General features: G+C 32.8%; 19 protein-coding genes and 1 riboswitch. Of the genes, 10 read left to right on the top strand and 9 right to left on the bottom strand.

Annotation, left to right across the window (positions count from 1 at the left end; all coding sequences use genetic code 11):
• The first annotated feature begins 4 nt into the window (after positions 1–4).
• Both HNV10_RS14230 and HNV10_RS14225 read left to right on the top strand, forming a co-directional pair.
• On the top strand, positions 5–1,294 hold the full coding sequence (locus tag HNV10_RS14230) for an MFS transporter (protein ID WP_173302065.1): 1,290 nt from the start codon (positions 5–7) through the stop codon (positions 1,292–1,294).
• Positions 1,295–1,321: 27 nt separating this feature from the next.
• The gene (locus tag HNV10_RS14225; protein ID WP_173302064.1) at positions 1,322–2,083 is read left to right on the top strand and encodes an SDR family NAD(P)-dependent oxidoreductase; all 762 of its coding nucleotides are present in this window, start codon (positions 1,322–1,324) and stop codon (positions 2,081–2,083) included.
• Between the two features lie 54 nt (positions 2,084–2,137).
• Here HNV10_RS14225 and HNV10_RS14220 read toward each other — a convergent pair whose 3' ends face one another.
• Positions 2,138–3,157, bottom strand: coding sequence for a LacI family DNA-binding transcriptional regulator (locus HNV10_RS14220; protein WP_173302063.1), 1,020 nt, complete (start codon positions 3,155–3,157; stop codon positions 2,138–2,140).
• Positions 3,158–3,303: 146 nt separating this feature from the next.
• On the opposite strand from HNV10_RS14220, the gene HNV10_RS14215 reads away from it, so the two are divergent.
• The 3 genes from HNV10_RS14215 to HNV10_RS14205 all read left to right on the top strand — a co-directional run bounded on the left by HNV10_RS14215 (position 3,304) and on the right by HNV10_RS14205 (position 5,646).
• On the top strand, positions 3,304–4,350 hold the full coding sequence (locus tag HNV10_RS14215; RefSeq protein ID WP_173302062.1) for a sugar kinase: 1,047 nt from the start codon (positions 3,304–3,306) through the stop codon (positions 4,348–4,350).
• 102 nt (positions 4,351–4,452) lie between these two features.
• Positions 4,453–5,118 carry a bifunctional 4-hydroxy-2-oxoglutarate aldolase/2-dehydro-3-deoxy-phosphogluconate aldolase gene (locus tag HNV10_RS14210; protein WP_173302061.1) on the top strand — a complete coding sequence of 222 codons (666 nt, stop codon included), beginning with the start codon at positions 4,453–4,455 and terminating at the stop codon, positions 5,116–5,118.
• Positions 5,119–5,124: 6 nt separating this feature from the next.
• Positions 5,125–5,646: a LacI family DNA-binding transcriptional regulator gene (locus tag HNV10_RS14205; RefSeq protein WP_173302060.1), complete on the top strand. Its 522-nt coding sequence runs from the start codon at positions 5,125–5,127 to the stop codon at positions 5,644–5,646.
• A gap of 60 nt (positions 5,647–5,706) precedes the next feature.
• On the opposite strand, the gene HNV10_RS14200 is transcribed toward HNV10_RS14205, so the two are convergent.
• Complete coding sequence (locus HNV10_RS14200; RefSeq protein WP_173302059.1) at positions 5,707–6,774, bottom strand: T9SS type A sorting domain-containing protein; 1,068 nt, start codon at positions 6,772–6,774, stop codon at positions 5,707–5,709.
• 227 nt (positions 6,775–7,001) lie between these two features.
• On the opposite strand from HNV10_RS14200, the gene HNV10_RS14195 reads away from it, so the two are divergent.
• Positions 7,002–7,925 (top strand): T9SS type A sorting domain-containing protein, encoded by a 924-nt coding sequence (locus HNV10_RS14195; RefSeq protein ID WP_173302058.1) that lies wholly within the window; start codon positions 7,002–7,004, stop codon positions 7,923–7,925.
• Positions 7,926–8,112: 187 nt separating this feature from the next.
• A complete protein-coding gene (locus HNV10_RS14190; RefSeq protein ID WP_394353362.1) occupies positions 8,113–8,946 on the top strand; it encodes a DMT family transporter in 834 nt (277 codons plus the stop codon).
• A 361-nt stretch (positions 8,947–9,307) separates the two neighbouring features.
• Here the strand turns inward: HNV10_RS14190 and metF are convergent, their stop codons facing one another.
• The 5 genes from metF to HNV10_RS14165 all read right to left on the bottom strand — a co-directional run bounded on the left by metF (position 9,308) and on the right by HNV10_RS14165 (position 16,267).
• A complete protein-coding gene (gene metF, locus HNV10_RS14185) occupies positions 9,308–10,261 on the bottom strand; it encodes a methylenetetrahydrofolate reductase [NAD(P)H] (RefSeq protein ID WP_173302056.1) in 954 nt (317 codons plus the stop codon).
• Between the two features lie 228 nt (positions 10,262–10,489).
• A complete protein-coding gene (locus HNV10_RS14180; RefSeq protein ID WP_173302055.1) occupies positions 10,490–13,621 on the bottom strand; it encodes a vitamin B12 dependent-methionine synthase activation domain-containing protein in 3,132 nt (1,043 codons plus the stop codon).
• A gap of 1 nt (position 13,622) precedes the next feature.
• A complete protein-coding gene (locus tag HNV10_RS14175; protein WP_173302054.1) occupies positions 13,623–13,979 on the bottom strand; it encodes a four helix bundle protein in 357 nt (118 codons plus the stop codon).
• Between the two features lie 36 nt (positions 13,980–14,015).
• A complete protein-coding gene (locus HNV10_RS14170; protein WP_173302053.1) occupies positions 14,016–15,017 on the bottom strand; it encodes a homocysteine S-methyltransferase family protein in 1,002 nt (333 codons plus the stop codon).
• Positions 15,018–15,097: 80 nt separating this feature from the next.
• On the bottom strand, positions 15,098–16,267 hold the full coding sequence (locus HNV10_RS14165; RefSeq protein WP_173302052.1) for a trans-sulfuration enzyme family protein: 1,170 nt from the start codon (positions 16,265–16,267) through the stop codon (positions 15,098–15,100).
• Positions 16,268–16,369: 102 nt separating this feature from the next.
• Positions 16,370–16,493: riboswitch (SAM riboswitch) on the bottom strand.
• A 135-nt stretch (positions 16,494–16,628) separates the two neighbouring features.
• Here HNV10_RS14165 and HNV10_RS14160 point away from each other — a divergent pair.
• The 3 genes from HNV10_RS14160 to HNV10_RS14150 all read left to right on the top strand — a co-directional run bounded on the left by HNV10_RS14160 (position 16,629) and on the right by HNV10_RS14150 (position 19,384).
• Positions 16,629–17,225 (top strand): HupE/UreJ family protein, encoded by a 597-nt coding sequence (locus HNV10_RS14160; protein WP_173302051.1) that lies wholly within the window; start codon positions 16,629–16,631, stop codon positions 17,223–17,225.
• Between the two features lie 95 nt (positions 17,226–17,320).
• Positions 17,321–17,773, top strand: coding sequence for a deoxycytidylate deaminase (locus HNV10_RS14155; RefSeq protein ID WP_173302050.1), 453 nt, complete (start codon positions 17,321–17,323; stop codon positions 17,771–17,773).
• On the top strand, positions 17,774–19,384 hold the full coding sequence (locus tag HNV10_RS14150; protein WP_173302049.1) for a S41 family peptidase: 1,611 nt from the start codon (positions 17,774–17,776) through the stop codon (positions 19,382–19,384).
• An 11-nt stretch (positions 19,385–19,395) separates the two neighbouring features.
• Here HNV10_RS14150 and HNV10_RS14145 read toward each other — a convergent pair whose 3' ends face one another.
• Positions 19,396–20,001, bottom strand: a complete 606-nt coding sequence (locus HNV10_RS14145; RefSeq protein WP_173302048.1) for an FAD-dependent oxidoreductase — start codon at positions 19,999–20,001, stop codon at positions 19,396–19,398.
• Positions 20,001–20,201: a hypothetical protein gene (locus HNV10_RS14140; RefSeq protein ID WP_173302047.1), complete on the bottom strand. Its 201-nt coding sequence runs from the start codon at positions 20,199–20,201 to the stop codon at positions 20,001–20,003. The genes HNV10_RS14145 and HNV10_RS14140 overlap by 1 nt, the downstream gene beginning before the upstream one ends.
• Positions 20,202–20,208 lie beyond the last annotated feature (7 nt).

Genomic DNA, 20,208 nt, shown 5'->3' with positions numbered 1-20,208 from the left:
AAATATGAAAGTAAAAGGATTAAGGTGGGTAATAATCGGGCTAATATTTTTAGCTACGGTAATTAATTATATAGATAGAAGTGCTCTAGCTATTATGTGGGGAAGTGAAGGTGAAGTAGGATCAATTTCTAATTCTTTAGGATTAGATAAAAGTGATTATGGATTAATCTTAAACATTTTCATGGTGTTTTATGCACTAGGTCAATTATTTTCAGGAAAATTATTTGACAAGGTTGGAACAAGAATTGGATATGTTATTAGTATTGGTGTTTGGGGATTATCTTCTTTCTTACATTCAACAGTACGTGGATTAGTTGGACTTACCATTTTTAGAAGTACATTAGGTATTTCTGAAGCAGGTAACTGGCCAGGAGCAGTAAAAAGTAATGCAGAATGGTTTCCTATTAAAGAGCGAGCTTTTGCACAAGGATTATTTAATGCAGGCGCTTCAATAGGATCTGTAATTGCACCTCCATTTATTGCAACGTTATTTGTTGCTTATGGTTGGAGAATTACCTTTATGGTAATTGGATCTTTTGGTATTTTATGGATTATTCCTTGGTTATTAATTAACAAAGCAGGACCAAAAAAACACCCTTGGATTAGTACTGAAGAACAAAAATATATTCTTGAAGGACAAAGTGAAGCTGATCAAAACGCAACCGAAGAAACTAAAGGGAAAAGTTTAGTAGAAATTCTTTCATATAAAGAATCTTGGGCAATTGTAGTTGGTAGATTTTTCTTAGAACCAATTTGGTGGTTATTTGTAGGTTGGATGCCGCTTTATTTAGCAGATGTTTACGGTTTCAACGTAAAAGAAGTAGGTATGTTTGCTTGGGTACCTTATGTAGGAGCTGCTTTAGGTAGTGTTGTTGGTGGTTTGTTTTCTGGTAGAATTATTTCAAAAACAGGTTCAATTGATAAAGGTAGAAAACTTACTATTTTAATTGGTGGTATAATTATGTTCTTAGGATTAGTTGCTACAGTAATGATAGGAAATACTCCAGAGCGTTTTGTTGCAATTGTATTCTTTGTACTATTTGGATTCCAATTTGCAATTGGAAATGTACAAACATTACCAAGTGATTTATTTAGTGGAAAATCTGTGGGATCATTAGCTGGTTTAGCAGGAATGGTTGGTGTATTTTCAGTAATACTTATGAACTTCTTAGTTCCAATTATTCAAGAGAAATTCTCTTATACTCCAATATTTGTTGCCATAGCAGTAGCAGTACCATTAGGAGTAGGAGCAATTTATTATTTCGCTAGAAATATCGAATCAGTAGAAAAATAAAAATAAATTTAATTAACACTAACAAATATGAGTAATAAAGGAAAAGTAGCCGTTGTAACTGGTGCTACAGGAGGAATTGGTTTCGCAGTAGCCAAAAGATTAGGACAAGATGGGTATACCGTAATTTTAAATGGTATAGAAGATGAAGCAGGTGCTGAAAGAGTAGAAGAATTAACTAAAGAAGGTATTACAGCAGAATATTATGGATTTGATGTAACAAGTGATGAAGCGGTTACTTCTAACATCAAAAAAATAGGTGATAAGTATGGTAGAATCGATGTACTAGTAAACAATGCTGGTGGATTAGGTGGAAGATCTCGTTTTGAGGAAATGACTACCGATTTTTATAGATTTGTAATGGCGCTAAACTTAGACTCAGTATTTTTTGCATCAAGAGCAGCTATACCTTATCTAAAAAAAGGAGAGCATCCTTCAATAATAAATTATACATCTAATGCAGGTTGGACAGCAGGAGGACCAGGTGCAGGTATTTATGGTACTTCTAAAGCCGGAGTTCATGCTATTACAAGAGCATTAGCAAAGGATTTAGCTGAATACGGAATAAGAGTAAATGCAGTATCACCAGGTACTATTGACACACCATTTCATGCTCAAATTAAAGCAACGAAACCAGAAGTTTTTGCATCATGGGCTAACAATATTATGTTAGGTAGACTTGGTCAACCTCAAGATGTTGCAGGTGTTATTTCTTTCTTGGCTAGTGAAGATGCAGCTTTTATTACTGCAGAAACTATTCAAATTGGAGGCGGACAAGCTTTAGGTATCTAATACTTAATAAAAAAGAATTTCAAAAGCGTTATTATAGTAGTATAGTAACGCTTTTTATTTTGAAGAATCCCTAACAATCAATTTTGCATCAAGGATTAATTTATTGAGATCTTGTTTTAAATCGTCCTGAGATGCAAGACTAAGAAACCTTTCTGCTGTAAGTCGCCCAATTTCCTTACTATGTTGAGCAACACTAGTTATAGAAGGACTTACTAAAGACGTAAAAGGCTCGTTTCCAAAACCGACAAGTCTTACTTCATTAGGTACATTAATTTTGTTTTCATTTAAGACTTGTAGAGCACCTAATGCAGCATAATCGCTCGCAACATAGACAGCATCTGGTCTGTTTTTTAATTTTAGAAATTTCAACATTTCTCTTCTCCCATCTTCAAGAGTTAATGAACTTTCAATAATTAGACTATCATCTATAGGTAAATCATGTTTTTTCAAAGCATCAATATAACCTTTAATTCTATTGTTAAAAATTCGAGTTCGTCTGTAGCCACCTATATGAGCAATACGCTTACAACCTTTTTCAACTAAATGGGTAACAATTATATGACTGCTGTTGTAATCATTAATACCAACATAATCTACGTTAAGATCATTCTCACCTCTATCAAAAAGTATTAAAGGAATACCATTAGATTTTATTTTTTCGTAATGTGATAAATCTACAGTTTCATTTGCCATAGACGCAATTATACCATCAACTTGAGTATAGAGCAAAGTATCAATATTTTTACATTCTTTTTCGAAGGATTCGTTAGACTGCGTTATGATTATATTATAACCAGCTTTATTAAGAACAGCTTCCATTTGTTCAATCACAGAAGAAAAGAAATTACTATTAGTTCTAGGTACAATAACACCAACTAAATTGCTTTTTCCTTTTCTTAACGCACTTGCTAAGTGATTAGGTTGATAATTTAGTTTTTTAGCAACTCGCTTAACTTCATTTTTAGTTTTGTCACTAATTCTGGAGTCATTATGCATCGCCTTAGAAACCGCAGCAGATGATATGTTTAGCTCATTTGCAATGTCTTTTAATGTTGTTCTTTTTTTATTCGCCAAGTTTTTATATATTTGCTTAATCGATTAAGCAAATATAATGGTTTAATCTAAAAGAATCAAAACCAATCCGTTTTGATTTGTTTTAAATAATGTATTTAATCGATTAACCAACAACAATTTTATAACTAATTAAACAAATATTTAGAATGAAAAAAGTAGTCACTTTTGGAGAAATTATGCTAAGATTAGCACCTCAAGGATTTTTAAGGTTTTCTCAAGCCAATAATTTCGATGCCGTATATGGTGGTGGAGAATCTAACGTAGCTGTATCGTTAGCAAATTATGGTGTACCTGTAGATTTTGTTACACGTTTACCAAAAAATGATATTGGTGAGTGTGCCATGATGGAAATGAGAAAAAGAGGCGTAGGCGTAGATAAAATTATCTATGGTGGAGACCGCTTAGGGATTTACTTTTTAGAAACAGGTGCAGTAAGTAGAGGTAGTAAGGTAGTGTATGATAGAGCACATTCTGCAATTTCGGATATAAAACCAGGTATGGTAGATTGGAAAGCTGTATTTAAAGATGTTGCTTGGTTTCACTGGACAGGTATTACACCAGCAATTTCTCAAGGAGCAGCAGATGCTTGTTTAGAGGCTGTAAAAGTAGCTAGCGAAATGGGAGTAACAATATCTACAGATTTAAACTATAGAGCTAAACTTTGGACATTCTGTGATGATGCGCATAGAGAAAAAATAATGACTGAATTAACATCGTATTGTGATGTTGTTTTAGGTAACGAAGAAGATGCTGAAAAGCATTTTGGAATTCATCCAGAAGGTTTAGATGTTCACAAACACGGACATGATGTAAAAGCTGAAGCATTTTTATCTGTTTGTAAGCAAATGATGGCAAAATTCCCTAGAGCTAAAAAAGTAATTACTACGTTAAGAGGTTCAATTTCTGCATCTCACAATACTTGGGCTGGTGTATTATATGATGGTAAAAAAATGTATGAAACACGTCAATATCAAATTACAGATATAGTTGATCGTGTAGGTGGTGGAGATTCATTTATGGGAGGTTTAATTTATGGATTATTAAAATACCCAGAAGATGACCAAAATGCATTAGATTTTGCAGTTGCTGCTTCATGTTTAAAGCATACTATAAAAGGTGATGCTAACTTAGTAACAGTTTCTGAAGTAGAAAAGCTAATGGGTGGAGATGCTTCTGGCCGTGTAGCAAGATAAATTATTATTTTAAAAATCAAGGATTATAAAAGACAAAAGCATTTGTCTAATTCTAAAGATTGAGATTAAAAGAATAATTAGATTTTAAAAAAAAAAAGTAAAATGGCAAATTATACAAGAATAGAAGTTGCAAATGTTATGAAACAAACCGGAATGGTGCCATTGTTTTATAACTCAGATTTAGAAGTAAGTAAAAAAGTAATAAAAGCGACCTATGATGGTGGCGCAAGATTATTAGAATTTACAGCAAGAGGTGATTTTGCTCACGAAGTTTTTGGAGAACTTAATAAGTGGGTATTAAAAGAATTACCTGGAATGATAATGGGTGTTGGTTCTGTTACAGATGCAGCATCGGCTTCGCGCTTTATGGCATTAGGAGCAAACTTTATTGTCACTCCTGTATTAAGAGAAGATATTGCAATTGTTTGTAATAGACGTAAGGTTGCTTGGTCTCCAGGTTGTGGTTCCTTAACTGAAATTTGTAGAGCAGAAGAACTAGGTTGTGAGGTTGTAAAATTGTTTCCAGGCGGTATTTACGGACCAGATTTTGTAAAAGCAATAAAAGGTCCTCAGCCGTGGACAAGTATTATGCCTACAGGTGGAGTTTCACCAACAAAAGAAAACCTAGAAGGATGGTTTAAGGCTGGTGTAACTTGTGTTGGAATGGGTTCTAAATTGATAGCAAAAGGTGCTGATGGTAATTATGATTTAGCTAAAATAGAATCTGATACCAGAAATGCATTGCAAATAATTAGTGATTTAAAATAACAACAATTGAAATCGTCAGCTGTAACTATAAAACAACTTTCATATTTATCTGGATACTCAATATCTACAGTATCTAAAGCTTTAAATAATAGGCTTGATATAAGTAAAGCTACACGAGAAACAATTAAGAGTATAGCAAAACAGCATAATTATGTTCCAAATAATTATGCTGTTTCACTAAGAATGCAGCAAACTAAATCTATTGCTGTTATCGTACCAAAAGTAACTGAACAATGTTATAGTCATGTACTTTGTCATTTACAAAAGTCAGCAGAAAGACAAGGTTACAGAATCCTGTTTTACCAATCATTTAATTCTTATATAAAGGAATTAAATTATATTAAGAGTTTAAGTGATGGATCTATTGATGGAATTATTACAGTAACTAAAGATAATAGATGTTTAGCTGATTATGGAGATAATTCAATCCCCATGGAGCTATTAAACATAACGGAGAATCAAACTTTAGAGGAAATAAAGAATGAATCTTTAAAGAGTTTAACTAATTTATTGAATACTTATTGCTAATTGGAATTAATGATTTTTTAGCCGCAGATTAGTAATATAATTTTAAGAAATTATTCCGATTTAGTTCACCATACATTTCAAAATCTTCACAGTTTGTTTCGCTTTTTTGAATACAATAAAATACAGACCAGTACTTAATTCTGAAACATCCATTTGGTTATTCTTTATTCGGTTTTTAGTAGATATTTCCTTTCCTGTATTATCAAATAAATGGACGACATCGTAGTCTTCTGCTTTTGCATTTTTAAAAGTAACTAAATCTGTAGAAGGATTAGGAGTGAGTATAATCTGTTCTGCATTATTTTCTAATTCATTTATAAATAATGGGTTAATCTCTTCTATACTAAAATTGGCAAAACGTATTTCTTCATCTCTTAAATCATTAGAATTGTTTAAACTTCTATAAATGCCCCATTTTGGTCTTGCAAAACTTGCTCCATCTTGCCACATATCTAAATTGTCATTACTGTAGCTAAGAAGTATTTGGTTATTGGTAATTTTCTTTATTTCTATGCTATAACTGCCAGTATCTCCATAGGTTATAATTTCATTAACTTCTACCCAATTCCCTTCAAAAAGAGACAAATCAGCTGTCTCAATAGTATTTTGGTCGTTAGTAGGTGTATATCTTAATTCAACACGATTAGGACTTGCTTTTCTTAACGTTAATGTAATCATTGGTATAGAGGCGAAAGAACCATCTACTGATTTTATTTGATGTATATGTGTAAAACTTGATGAGGGCTGAAAGCCTGAACTAATTTTAAATTTCCATTTATACTTTACGGTTTCTCCAACTACAGCTTTAAGGTTATTTGGAGATTGATTATAGGTTTTAATCTCATTTCGTTGTCTATCAAAATTGATGCAACGGTCATTGTCTGGATTGGTATGAATGAAGAACCTAAAGACATTACTATTTAAATCCGCATCAAAAACTTCATCAATATGCCTACCAAAGGAAGTATGATTACAATCTGGTACTTCAATAGCATTATAGCCTGGAGCTAGAACAGCGTTGATATCTTCATAGGTGTTTCCTGGTCCATTAGCATCTAAAAGAACTTGTGCTGTACTGATTTGTATTGCTAAATAAAGTAATGGTAATAAGATTATTTTTCTATTCATTCAATGTTAATATTTTTACCCAATAAATTGGTTAATCAATATAAGAATTTATTTTTCAGCTAAATCAATTAATAACTATTTAAACTCCAATTTTTTAAGAATTAATTATTTTTAATAATCATCTTTATAATTCTCTAATAAAAATGCCATAGAGACTCTTTTTTTTGTTATATTTGGTAAACCAGATTGGTGAACCAATTAAAATTAACTAAATAAAACAATAAATTATGAAAACAAAATTACTTTTTACATTAATGTTTATATCTGCTATAGGATATTCTCAGGTACAGCCAACTGTACATAATGCTACATTTGATAATATACCAAAATCTTCTGGTTCTGACTGTGCTTGTTCAGGATGGATTAATAAAGATATTGCAGATCAAGGTGAGTCTTCATCTATAAGTAGTAACGATGTAGTAAAAATGGACAATTTAGAGTCTGATGGTATATATCAAGAAGTGGCTGTTGAGGCAAATAGTGACTATACATTAGATATAGATTATAGATTTAGTGATGAAACAACAACAACACAATACATTGAAGTTATTGTCTTAAAAGGAAGTGGATATGTGACTGATTATACGCCAGCTTATGATTTACCAGCTGATGCTGCTCAAGATGGATTTGGTTATGATACTGTTGCTGCTGTTGAGTTAGCTGCTAATCAAGTTGCATATACTACAATAGTACCTTCAGGTAGTACATCGGATTTAAACCCAATGGTACCTACATTATCATTTAACACAGGTTCAGAAACTAGTATAGCTATTTTTATTAGAGCCGTAGGGCCTTATGATGCAGCTATACATGGAGATTCTGGTAAAGATAAAGGTTGGATGAATGGAGACACTGAAGTAAGAATGGATAATCTTTCTTTAGTTAATTTAGGTACGCTTTCTACTGAAGAGTTTTCTGCGTCAAACTTAAAGGTTTACCCTAATCCTGCATCTACAAACATCACAATAAAATCAGCTAATCAAACTCAAATTGATTCTGTTGAATTATATAATATTTTAGGATCTAGAGTATTAAGCTCTACAAAATTGATAGATAACTCTATTGATGTATCAGAAATGGCTTCTGGTGTTTACTTATTAAAAGTTAATGCTGGTAACAATTCTGTAACAAAACGAATTGTTATTGAATAACAAGTTATAATTGATTGATAACTAAAAAAGGACAACTTATGTATTTAAGCTTGTCCTTTTTAATTCTATTTAAGGATTCTCATTTTAAGCAAAAAAAACCAAGTTTTAAAGCTTGGTTTTTTAATTAAAAAATAGAATCTTATTTTTACTTTGCATCAAGTTAATTACTAATCTAAAAAAAATATTTATTCTGAAAAAAGCCATACAATATATGATAATTAGTGCTTTGGCATTTACATTTATGAACGTATTTGTAAAATCATTAAGCAACTTCAGTGTGTATCAAATTGTCTTTTTTAGGTCAGTTGGTTCTTTGTTTTTTACTATTCCGTTTTTATTAAAAAATAAGATTTCTTTATTAGGTAATAAAAGAGCACTATTAATAATGCGTAGTATATTCGGACTAATTTCTATGACCTTGTTCTTTCTATCTATAAAATATATTGCAATGGGTACAGCGGTTTCTATCCGTTATATAGGTCCTATTTTTGCGGCTTTATTTGCCTTATTGTTTTTAAAAGAGAAAATAAAACCAATACAGTGGTTCTTTTTTTTAATGGCGTTTTTAGGTGTGTTAATTTTAAAAGGATTTGATACGGAATTAGAAGTAAAAGGAATTGTTTTTGCTTTAATTTCCGCTGTTTTTGTTGGGCTTGTTTATATCTCTATTAGAAAAATAGGAAATGAAGATCACCCTGTAGTTGTTGTAAATTATTTTATGATTATATCAGCAGTCATAGGTGGACTTTTATCTATTAATGGATGGATACATCCTGTTGGAAAAGAATGGTTAATGCTGTTAAGTTTAGGTGTCTTTGGGTATTTTGCACAGCTCTACATGACAAAGGCAATGCAAGTTGGTGAGACTAATCAAATTGCTCCTCTAAAATATCTAGAAGTTATTTTTACAATCATCATAGGCTTAGTTTGGTTTAAAGAAGTTTATACCATCTGGAGTTTAGTCGGAATATTACTTATTATTTCGGGCTTAACCATGAATGTTATTACGAAGAAGAAATAAAAAACAGGTTTCTAATTCTTCGAAATTATATATAAATCCGTAACTGTTGTTTTAATACTGGATATAGATTTTATATTGATGAAAGAATTCTGTTTTATACAGTATTTAGTTATTTGCTGTCTTTCTTTTTACATAATTTTTAGCATGTGTTTTGTGGCTTTTAAGTTTACATCCTATTTGATTTAATTGCGTTGCTAACTTTAAAATTAAATAGTAAACTTACCCTTAGTATTTCGATTTTGTTAATTTGTATTGGAGTTGTTGTAATCGCAAAACGAAGCGTATAATTCTAAACTTTCAATTTTTTTAACGCGTTCGTAGTTTCTCAATTTTAATAAACATTAAGCCTTTTTATTTAGAATTAAAATAACTCTGAAGCAATTGCTTTTACATTATCACTTTTTCCCATAGAATAGTAATGCAGTACTGGAACACCAGCCGCTTGTAACTCTTTAGATTGTTGAATAGCCCATTCTACACCAACTTGTCTGACTTGTTGATTATTTTTACAAGTTTCAACAGCATCAATTAAATCTTCTGGTAAGTCAATTTTAAATACTTGTGGTAATAGTTGTAAGTGGCGTTTTACAGCAAGGGGTTTTATACCTGGAATAATAGGCACATTAATCCCTTCGGCTTTGGCTGCTTCTACAAATTCGAAATACTTTTGGTTGTCAAAAAACATTTGGGTTACCACGTAATCTGCGCCAGCATCTATTTTTTCTTTTAAACGTTTTAAGTCTGTTTTTAAGGAAGGTGCTTCTAAGTGTTTTTCAGGATAACCTGCCACACCAATACAAAAATCCGATTTACCATCGGCTTCTATTACGTCATGTAAATACTGACCTTTATTTAGATTTTGAATTTGACCCACCAATTCCTTCGCAAATTGATGACCACCATCACAAGCTTTAAAATATTGTTCATGTTTCATGGCATCGCCTCGTAAGGCCATCACATTATGAATGCCTAGATAATGACAATCGACTAATAAATATTCGGTTTCTTCTTTAGTAAAACCTCCACATAATACATGCGGAACCGTGTCTACATTATATTTATGAGATATGGCAGCACAAATCCCTACAGTACCTGGTCGCATACGTGTAATTTTTCGGTCCAGAAGTCCGTCTTTTTCAATGTAAAGGTATTCTTCTCTAGAGGTTGTTACATCTATAAATGGTGGATTGAACTCCATTAATGGGTCAATATTATTATAGAGTTGTTGTATACTATTTCCTTTTTTTGGTGGTATTATTTCAAAAGAAAATAAGGTTTTTCCGTTAGCGTTTTTTATGTGGTCTGTTACTTTCATGTGTTTAAACTTATTGCTTTTCAACGGTCACATGCTGTTCGCTATTAATCATTCTTGTAAATGATAAAGTTTTGAACATGCTCGTTTCATAATCATGCCTGCGAAAGCAGGTATCTTTTAATTTTCTTTACTTCTAAACCTACAAGGTTATTGAAACCTTGCAGGATATTATCTAGTGAAAGACCTGCTAGGTTTTTAAAACCTGCTAGGTCTATAGTCTCAATTCAATTAATCCGCAATATTAGGACTTAGCCATTTGGTTGCTTCTTCCATGGTGATTCCTCTGCGTTTACTATAGTCTTCAATTTGGTCTTCCTTAATCTTACCTAAACCAAAATATTTAGCTTCTGCATTACCAAAATAGTAACCACTGACACTCGCGGCTGGCCACATGGCTAAACTTTCGGTAAGTTTTACACCAATGTTTTCTTCTACTTTAAGAATATCCCAAATGGTTTTCTTTTCTAAATGGTCTGGACAAGCCGGATAACCTGGTGCTGGGCGAATACCTTTATAATTTTCTTTAATTAACTCGTCGTTAGACAAGTTTTCGTTATTGGCATAACTCCAGTGTTTTGTTCTTACCTCTTTGTGCAAATATTCGGCAAAAGCTTCCGCTAATCTATCTGCTAAAGCTTTAATCATAATGGAATTATAATCGTCGTGCTCAGCTTCAAATTGCGCTGCTAATTCTGCTGTTCCAAAACCTGTTGAGACACAAAAACAACCCATATAATCTTGTTTGTTGGTTGCTTTTGGTGCAATAAAATCGGCTAAGGCAATATTTGGTTTGCCTTCTGATTTTTTGGATTGCTGACGAAGAGTTAGAAAAGTATAGGTGTTTTTGCGAGATGCTGAATCAAGTTCAGCATTACAATCAGAGATTGTAATATCATCATCATTCACAGTATTAGCTTCAAACAGTCCAAAAACAGCTTTTGCTTTAAGCAGTTTTTCATCAAAAATACGTTTCAATAACACCTGTGCATCTGCAAATAATTCTGTGGCTTGTTCGCCAACAACATCATCCGTTAAAATGGCTGGATATTTTCCATGTAAATCCCAACTTCTAAAAAATGGCGACCAATCTATAAAATCTTCAAGTTTAGTAATATCAAAATCTTCAATAATTTGAGTGCCTAATTGTTTTGGTTTTACAATTTCTGATGTATTCCAATTGATTTTAAATTTGTTTTTTCGAGCATCAGCAATCGTTAAATAATCTTTTTTCTTGGTACGCTTTAAGAATTGTTCTCGGAAAGCATCATACTCTTCTCTAATTTGGTTTTTATAAATTTTACTGTCTTCTTTCAGTAAATCTCCAACAACAGTTACTGCTCTTGAAGCATCATTTATATGAACCACAGTATTATTGTAATGTGGTGCAATTTTCACGGCAGAGTGCGCTCTAGAGGTTGTTGCTCCACCAATAATCAATGGTATTTTTACATTCTGTTTTTCTAGGGATTTAGACACATAAACCATTTCATCTAGCGAAGGTGTAATTAAACCACTCAACCCAATGATATCTACCTTTTCCTTAATAGCCGTTTCAATAATTTTTTCTGGTGGAACCATCACACCAAGGTCAATGATTTCATAATTATTGCAACCTAAAACTACGCTCACGATATTCTTTCCGATATCATGAACATCGCCTTTTACCGTTGCCATTAATATTTTACCAGCGTATCTGGCCCCTTCCGTCCCCAAAGGGGAAACTTTTAGTGCTTCTTTTAATCTTTCCAGAACATCATCGAGATTTGATAAAATCTCGTCATTTGTAAATCGTATAACACGATAACCTTGTTCATTTAACCATTTTGTTCGTTCTTCATCTGAAGCTTTATTTTCTGGTAATTGATGAATGAGTCCATCAATTTCTACAATCAATCCTTTTTTTAAACAAATAAAATCTGCAATATAACTTCCAACAATATGCTGTCTTCTAAATTTAAAATCATCTAATTGTTTATTCCTTAAAACATCCCAAAGTAAAGCTTCTGCTTCGGTGGGTTGGTTCCGCATTTCTTGCGCATGCGCTTTCATTAATCCGTATAAAAGTGGGTCGGCTGTCTTCCAATAAGAAGTCCCCTTTGGGGATTTAGGGGCTTTTTTCGCTTCTTCAATAAAAGGTTGAAGGTACGCAACTGCTTTTTTCATTACTCGTGCCGATTTTACTACCTGAGGTAAGAACATTTTGCCACTTCCAAATAAATCGCCAACCACATTCATACCAATCATTAAATGGCCTTCTATAACTTCAATGGGTTTCTTTGAAGCTAAACGTGCTTCCTCAACATCTTCGAGAATAAAAGCATCAATTCCCTTAACTAAAGCATGTGTAATTCTATCTTGTAACGGGTCGCTTCGCCATTCTTGTACTTTATTGTCTTGCTCTTTTTTCTGTCCTTTTACAGAATCAGCAAAGTCCAATAAACGTTCCGTAGCATCATCGCGTCTATCAAAAAGAACATCTTCTACACGTTCTAATAAATCTTTATCAATTTCATCATAAACTTCAAGCATCGTAGGGTTTACAATCCCTAAGTTCATTCCGTTTTTAATCGCGTGATATAAAAATGCGGAATGCATCGCTTCACGTACCACATTATTTCCTCTAAATGAAAAAGACACATTACTCACACCACCAGAAACGTTGGCATGAGGTAAGTTTTCACGAATCCATTTGGTAGCTTCAAAAAAGTCGAGCGCATTTCTGCGATGCTCGTCCATTCCTGTGGCAACCGGAAAAATGTTTGGGTCAAAGATGATATCTTGTGCAGGAAATTGAAGTTCGTTGACTAAAATGTGATACGAGCGTTTACAAATCTCAATGCGTCGCTCGTAGGTATCGGCTTGGCCATCTTCATCAAAAGCCATAACCACAACAGCAGCTCCATAACGTTTTATGAGTTTAGCATGATGCTTAAATTGTGCTTCGCCTTCTTTTAAACTTATGGAATTTACCACACATTTTCCTTGTGCAACTTGTAAACCAGCTTCTATAATTTCCCATTTAGAACTATCTATCATCAATGGAATTCTAGAAATATCTGGCTCTGAGGCAATAAGATTTAAGAAGGTGGTCATGGCATACACACCATCTAACATGCCTTCATCCATATTAACATCAAGGATTTGTGCACCACCTTCAACTTGGTCTCTTGCCACTTCTAAGGCTTCGTCGTATTTTTCTTCTTTAATTAGGCGAAGAAATTTACGCGAACCAGTAACATTGGTACGTTCGCCTACATTTATAAAGTTACTGTTTGGCGTAACCACGAGTGGTTCTAGTCCGGAAAGCGTTAGATACTTTTGGTTTTTAGTTGTTTGTTGATAGTTGCTGGATGCACTCATCTTACTTTTTTGATTTGAAATAATTAATGAATCCGTTAAGCAGCTTTTTGCAAGAGGTAACGTGTTCTAAAATTCGTTTTAATTGTTCTTCAGAGATGTAATCTAAATCGAAAGCTAAAAAAAGTTGTGTTTCAAGTTCATATAATGAACCTTTTGAGATATATAAGTAATGAATCGTTTCTTTGTTGGATTGTCTTCCTAATCCCTCTGCAATATTGGAAGGAATAGAAATGGAACACCTCCTAACTTGATTTGTTAAGGCGTACAATTCTTCCTTGGGAAAGTAATTACTTAACAAGTAAACTTTTTTCACAAGCTCCCTTGAAAATTTCCAAACATCTAATTCTGTATAATTCATTCTTAAAATTAATTTTTAACAACTATCAACTATCAACTATACACCAACAACCAATTTTCTCGGTTCATACTTCTGAGCGACTTCAGCAATGGCTTTAATGTGCTCAGGACTTGTACCACAGCAACCACCAATGATATTGATAAGGTTATCTTTTAGGTAGTCTTCAATGTAGCCTTGCATTTGTTCAGGGGTTTCATCATATTCTCCAAAAGCATTTGGTAAACCAGCGTTTGGATGTGCTGAGGTAAAAAACTCTGTTTCGTCCGATAAGCGTTGCAAGTATGGTTGCAGTTGTTGCGCGCCTAACGCACAATTAAAACCTACGCTTAATAACGGAATATGAGATACTGAGGTTAAAAACGCTTCAACGGTTTGGCCAGATAATGTTCTTCCAGAGGCATCCGTTATGGTACCAGAAACCATAATTGGAATATCAATATGACGCTCTTCTTTTACTTCTTCAATGGCAAATAAAGCCGCTTTTGCATTTAGTGTATCAAAAATAGTTTCAACCAAAAGCATATCAACACCTCCATCAATTAAGGCTTCTACTTGTTGTTTGTAAGCAACACGTAATTCGTTAAAAGTAATAGCTCTGTATTCTGGTCGGTTAACGTCTGGCGATAAACTTGCCGTTCGGTTGGTTGGCCCAATACTGCCGGCTACAAAACGAGGCTTTTCAGGATTCTCTTTCGTGAATTTATCCGCAACGTCTTTAGCTATTTTAGCAGATTCATAGTTCAGTTCGTACACCAAATCTTCCATGTCGTAATCAGCCATGGCAATGGTTGTGCCTGAGAAGGTGTTAGTTTCTACAATATCTGCACCAGCTTCAAAATATTTAGCATGAATTTCTGCTATGGCTTTAGGCTGTGTGATAGATAATAAATCGTTGTTTCCTTTTAAAGGTGATGGATAATCTTTAAAACGTTCGCCTCTAAAATCTTTTTCTGAGAAATTATATTGCTGCAACATAGTTCCCATGGCACCATCGAGAACTAAGATTCGTTTTTGTAATTCTTGTTTTATTTTGCTCATAGTATTTTTGTTTGAAACACCCCTAAAGTCCCCTCAAGAGGACAGTCCAATCAATTAAAATTTTTATACAATTTCAAATTCTAGTTTTCTAAGGCTTGTTTTAAATCGTTAATAATATCTTCAGGATGTTCTAAGCCCACAGAAATTCTTATTAAACCAGCTGTGATTCCTGTTTCTAAACGAATAGCTTCTGGTATTTTAGCATGCGTTGTTGATGCAGGATGCGTTACTATGGTTCTTGTATCTCCTAAATTTGCTGAGAGTGATAATAGTTTTATGGCATTGAGGAATTGTCTTCCGGCTTCAATGCCTCCTTTTATTTCAAACGCCACGATGCTTCCACCTAATTTCATTTGTTTTTTAGCTAATTCGTATTGTGGATGTGATTTTAAAAACGGGTATTTTACCAATTTCACATTCTCATGACTTTCTAAAAACGTGGCTACTTTTAGTGCATTATCACAATGTCTGTCTACTCTAACAGGTAAAGTCTCTAAACTTTTAGAGAGTACCCAAGAATTGAATGGTGATAAGGCTGGACCACTAATTCTAGAAAACAAATATATTTTCTGAATTAATTCTGAACTTCCAACGGTTACACCTCCTAGAACTCTACCTTGTCCATCCATTAATTTGGTGGCAGAATGGATTACCAAATCTGCACCAAATTTTATAGGTTGTTGTAAATAAGGCGTTGCAAAACAATTATCTATAATAAATAAGAGATTGTGCTTTTTAGCAATATCACCTAAGCGTTTTAAGTCTAAAATATCTACAGCAGGATTTGTTGGACTCTCTGCATAAATTACTTTAGTGTTCGGTTGAATTAGGCTTTCGATAGCATCTAATTCATCTATTTTAAAATAACTTGTTGAAATCTTCCACTTTGGTAAAATGTTATTGAATAAGGTTTGTGTAGAACCAAAAATGCTTCGTGATGAAATAATATGGTCATCAGAATCTAATAACGCAGCAAATGTAGAAAATACAGCAGACATACCAGAAGCAAAGGCATAACCACGTTCTGCACCTTCCATTTTACACACTTTTTCTACAAATTCTGAAGAGTTTGGGTTAGAATAGCGACTGTAAATGTTGCGTTCTTTTTCGTCTGCAAATGAAGCACGCATATCTTCAGCATCTTCAAAAACATAGCTCGATGTTAGATACATTGGACTAGAGTGTTCTAAAAATTGCGAGCGTTCTATTTGTGTGCGAATAGCTTCGGTTTCTATGTGTTTTGAACTCATTTTATTTTTTACTAAATAATTCAAAATCAAATCGTCCTTAAAAGACTTGTAAATAAAAAAATGTTATAAGAAATTAAACTACCATGATGAGGTAATTAGGTTTGGTTATCTATCCAATTAAACGATAAATGAATCGCTAATTAAGTAGAATTTAGCACCTTCTTAATAAGTTTAAGGGTTGCTAAGGCTTCGTTGGGTCTAATCCCTCTGCCTTTCTTGATAACATCTCAATAAGTTATTTGAACTTTGTGAAGTACAATATTCCGAAAGAAAATGACAAAAAACAAACATTATTCACTTTATTTTAACAAAAACGTATATGCTTTTAATTGTAACTTTGATGAATCCCTAAGAATTAATTATGTTAGATAATTTTTGGTTTAATGTTGAATATGGCATGAACCACGTTTTAGATATTAATGGTTATGATCATGTACTTTTTTTAATGGTTTTAACTGTTCCATACCTGTTTAAAGATTGGAAACGCGTACTCATATTGGTGTCGGTATTTACTATTGGTCATACACTATCTTTAGTTCTTGCTGCTTATAATATTGTAACAGTTAATGGTAAATTAGTAGAATTTTTAATTCCTGTAACTATATTAGTTACGGCTGTTTATAATGTATTTACAAGTGGTAAGAAAACAAAATCAAATAATATTGGCTTGTTATTTTTTACAACTTTATTTTTTGGATTAGTCCATGGATTAGGTTTTGCAAGAGAATTTAAAATGTTCTCTGGTAAAAGTGAGAACAAACTAGAATTACTCATTGAATTTGCTCTAGGTATTGAATTTGCACAAATCATAATAGTATTTATCGTTTTATTTTTAGGTTTTTTATGTCAAACTGTGTTTAGAGTTTCGCGTCGCGATTGGGTGATGGTTCTATCTTCGGTTGTTGCAGGATTGGTAATTCCGATGATTTTAGGAAGCGAATTATTCAGTAATACTTAAAGTTTGGTTAAATTTTAGGGATGGTAAATTGGTTATAAAATACTAACCGTTTATATTCGTTAATTACAAGTGTAAGATTTACTAGAAAATTTTTAATGCCAAACACAAAACAATTACGTTACGATAAAGCCTATTTGCGTATAGCGAAAGAATGGGGAAAACTATCCCATTGTAAGCGCAAACAAGTTGGTGCACTTATTGTAAAAGATAGAATGATAATATCTGATGGGTACAATGGTACACCAACTGGTTTTGAAAACTACTGCGAAGATGATGAAGGATACACTAAGTGGTATGTATTGCATGCAGAAGCTAATGCCATATTAAAAGTAGCAGCATCAACACAGTCTTGCCAAGGAGCTACTTTATATATTACTTTATCACCTTGTAAAGAATGTAGCAAATTAATTCACCAAGCAGGTATAGTAAGAGTGGTTTATCATCAAGGTTATAAGGACGATTCTGGAATTAAGTTTCTTGAAAAAGCTGGCATTGAATTAGAACTTATTGAAGATTTAAAAGAAGATGCCCATTTATTGGGTAACTAAATGGTTACAAAAAATAAATACATACCGCTTATTATAGGTGTTGCAATTGCAGCAGGTGTTATTATTGGAGGACGACTAAATTTTACAGATTCTTCAGATAACCTTTTTTCAACAAATAGTAAAAAAGATAAGCTCAATCGATTAATAGATTATATAGACTACGAATATGTAGAAGAGGTTAATACGGATAGTATTGTTGATGTTACAGTTAACGGTATTTTAAATAATCTCGATCCACATTCATCTTACATTCCAAAAGAGGATTTAGAGCGAATTACTGAAAACATGAAGGGTAATTTTGTTGGCATAGGTATTAATTTTTATCCATATAAAGATACTATTGCTGTGGTAAAACCTACAGAAGGAGGACCAAGTGAGCGCGCAGGTATTATGAGTGGCGACCGTATTCTATACGCTAATGGCGATACGCTTTATGGTCGAAAAATTGATAATGAATTTTTAGGTGAAAAACTTAGAGGCGAAAAAAACAGCAAAGTAAATCTTACAGTTTTTAGAAAAGGAGAAGATGAATTGTTGGAGTTCGAAGTAAAGCGAAAAGAAATTCCAATTAAAAGTATTGATGCTGCTTATATGCTAACAGACGATTTAGGATTTATAAAAATGAATCGTTTTGCAGAATCTACTTATAAAGAATTTAAGTATGCATTAGAAGAACTTAAAGATTTAGGCGCAACAAAGTTAGTTTTAGATTTAAGAGATAATCCTGGTGGTTTTTTAGGTATTGCAGAACAAATTGCTGACGAATTTTTAGAAGATGATAAACTAATATTATTTACAAGAGATAAAAAAGGAAAAGAAGAACGCGTTTATGCTACAAGTAAAGGTGATTTTGAAGAAGGTGAAATTTATATTTTAATCAATGAAAATTCTGCTTCAGCAAGTGAAGTTATTGCAGGCGCACTTCAAGATAATGATAAAGGCATTATTGTAGGTAGGCGTTCTTACGGAAAAGGTTTAGTACAACGCGAAATGGCTTTAGGCGATGGAAGTGCTGTTAGATTAACAGTTTCTAGATATTACACACCAACCGGACGCTCAATACAAAAACCATATGTAAATGGAAGCAATGATGATTATTACAACGATTATTATAAAAGATTAAGAACAGGAGAGTTGGCAGACGAAGAAAGTATTGAAGTAGATGATTCTTTAAAATTTACCACGCCAAAAGGAAAAGTAGTTTATGGAGGAGGAGGAATTATACCAGACGTATTTGTGCCAGTCGATCGTTTATTTGATAACGAAACCATTAATTATTTAAGAAGACGTGGTCATTTTGGCTATTTTGTTTTTGAAGAATTAGATAAAGATAGAACCATATATCAAGATATATCTAAATATGATTTTATTAATAATTTTGAAGTAAGTGATGATATTGTAGTTCGTTTTCAGGAGTATGTAAATAAAAGAGAACGTACAAATATCACTTTTGTAGCGTATAATGACGAAATAAGACGAATTATAAAAGCAACACTTGCTCGTCAATTATTTGATGACAATGCATTTGAAGAAGTTATAAATAAAGAGGATATAATGGTACAAGAAGTGATTCTTTTGAGTTCTGAGCATCCTCATTTTATTCAAGATTAACCTAAATTAAGCTATTTCTTATCGTGAACTTTAGTGTGCTTGCCGTTATTCCAGAGTGTTAAAATATCAGTAGCTACATGAGCTCCGCTTCCACTAGCTATAGCGAATTGACTACGCCAACCTGCTAATGTTCCGGCAACATATAAATTTTTTTCAATAAGATGGTCTGTATTTTTTAACCAAATTCTATCTTTTTCTTTTGCTGCTCTTGGATGCGGTTCTATATAGCATTCTAGTCCACTAATTGTCATTAAGTTAGTGTAACCAACTGTTATTACTACAATTTTTGAGTTATAAGTGTTTCTATTGGTTTCAATAGTATAACCATCATTGTTTTTTAAAATAGATATCACTTTTTCATTGTCAATTTGATTAACATGAGGATATAAATCATGGAGTTGTTTTACACCATCATTTAAAATGTCCTCACCTAAAGTGCCAGGTTTTAAGCCCAAAACATTATTAAATAAAGCATTTTGAAGGTGTGATGTCTTTTGATGGGTAATAATACCGATATGTTTTCCGATGGCAAAAGGCTTGTTTTTAGCAGAACCCAAAACTAAAGCGCAAGATAAACCTGATGCGCCTCCACCTATTATTAAGACATCAAAACTCATTAACCTTTATTACTTAATTTTTCAATTTTCTTAGATATTCTAAGAATCTGCAATAGAACAAGTGCACAAAGTGCTGCTACTATAGTTATTAATGCTGTTTGACTTTCGCCTTCAAAAAGCGCGTTAAAATTTAATTTAGTAGCATTAAAAATAATAAGTGCAACTGCGATAACTGAAAGAATAATGGTGAATATCTTCATGATTAAA

Source organism: Winogradskyella litoriviva (assembly GCF_013249065.1).
GTDB classification, from domain to species: domain Bacteria; phylum Bacteroidota; class Bacteroidia; order Flavobacteriales; family Flavobacteriaceae; genus Winogradskyella; species Winogradskyella litoriviva.
The sequence above is the reverse complement of the archived record's forward strand: the minus strand, read 5'-3'. Positions and strand labels throughout refer to the sequence as shown.

Bases quoted from the DNA above. Each gene is read 5' to 3' on its own strand.
- HNV10_RS14230 (WP_173302065.1), top strand. From the start codon at position 5: ATGAAAGTAAAAGGATTAAGGTGGGTAATAATCGGGCTAATATTTTTA.
- HNV10_RS14225 (WP_173302064.1), top strand. From the start codon at position 1,322: ATGAGTAATAAAGGAAAAGTAGCCGTTGTAACTGGTGCTACAGGAGGA.
- HNV10_RS14215 (WP_173302062.1), top strand. From the start codon at position 3,304: ATGAAAAAAGTAGTCACTTTTGGAGAAATTATGCTAAGATTAGCACCT.
- HNV10_RS14210 (WP_173302061.1), top strand. From the start codon at position 4,453: ATGGCAAATTATACAAGAATAGAAGTTGCAAATGTTATGAAACAAACC.
- HNV10_RS14200 (WP_173302059.1), bottom strand. From the start codon at position 6,774: ATGAATAGAAAAATAATCTTATTACCATTACTTTATTTAGCAATACAA.
- HNV10_RS14195 (WP_173302058.1), top strand. From the start codon at position 7,002: ATGAAAACAAAATTACTTTTTACATTAATGTTTATATCTGCTATAGGA.
- metF (WP_173302056.1), bottom strand. From the start codon at position 10,261: ATGAAAGTAACAGACCACATAAAAAACGCTAACGGAAAAACCTTATTT.
- HNV10_RS14180 (WP_173302055.1), bottom strand. From the start codon at position 13,621: ATGAGTGCATCCAGCAACTATCAACAAACAACTAAAAACCAAAAGTAT.
- HNV10_RS14175 (WP_173302054.1), bottom strand. From the start codon at position 13,979: ATGAATTATACAGAATTAGATGTTTGGAAATTTTCAAGGGAGCTTGTG.
- HNV10_RS14170 (WP_173302053.1), bottom strand. From the start codon at position 15,017: ATGAGCAAAATAAAACAAGAATTACAAAAACGAATCTTAGTTCTCGAT.
- HNV10_RS14165 (WP_173302052.1), bottom strand. From the start codon at position 16,267: ATGAGTTCAAAACACATAGAAACCGAAGCTATTCGCACACAAATAGAA.
- HNV10_RS14160 (WP_173302051.1), top strand. From the start codon at position 16,629: ATGTTAGATAATTTTTGGTTTAATGTTGAATATGGCATGAACCACGTT.
- HNV10_RS14155 (WP_173302050.1), top strand. From the start codon at position 17,321: ATGCCAAACACAAAACAATTACGTTACGATAAAGCCTATTTGCGTATA.
- HNV10_RS14150 (WP_173302049.1), top strand. From the start codon at position 17,774: ATGGTTACAAAAAATAAATACATACCGCTTATTATAGGTGTTGCAATT.
- HNV10_RS14145 (WP_173302048.1), bottom strand. From the start codon at position 20,001: ATGAGTTTTGATGTCTTAATAATAGGTGGAGGCGCATCAGGTTTATCT.
- HNV10_RS14140 (WP_173302047.1), bottom strand. From the start codon at position 20,201: ATGAAGATATTCACCATTATTCTTTCAGTTATCGCAGTTGCACTTATT.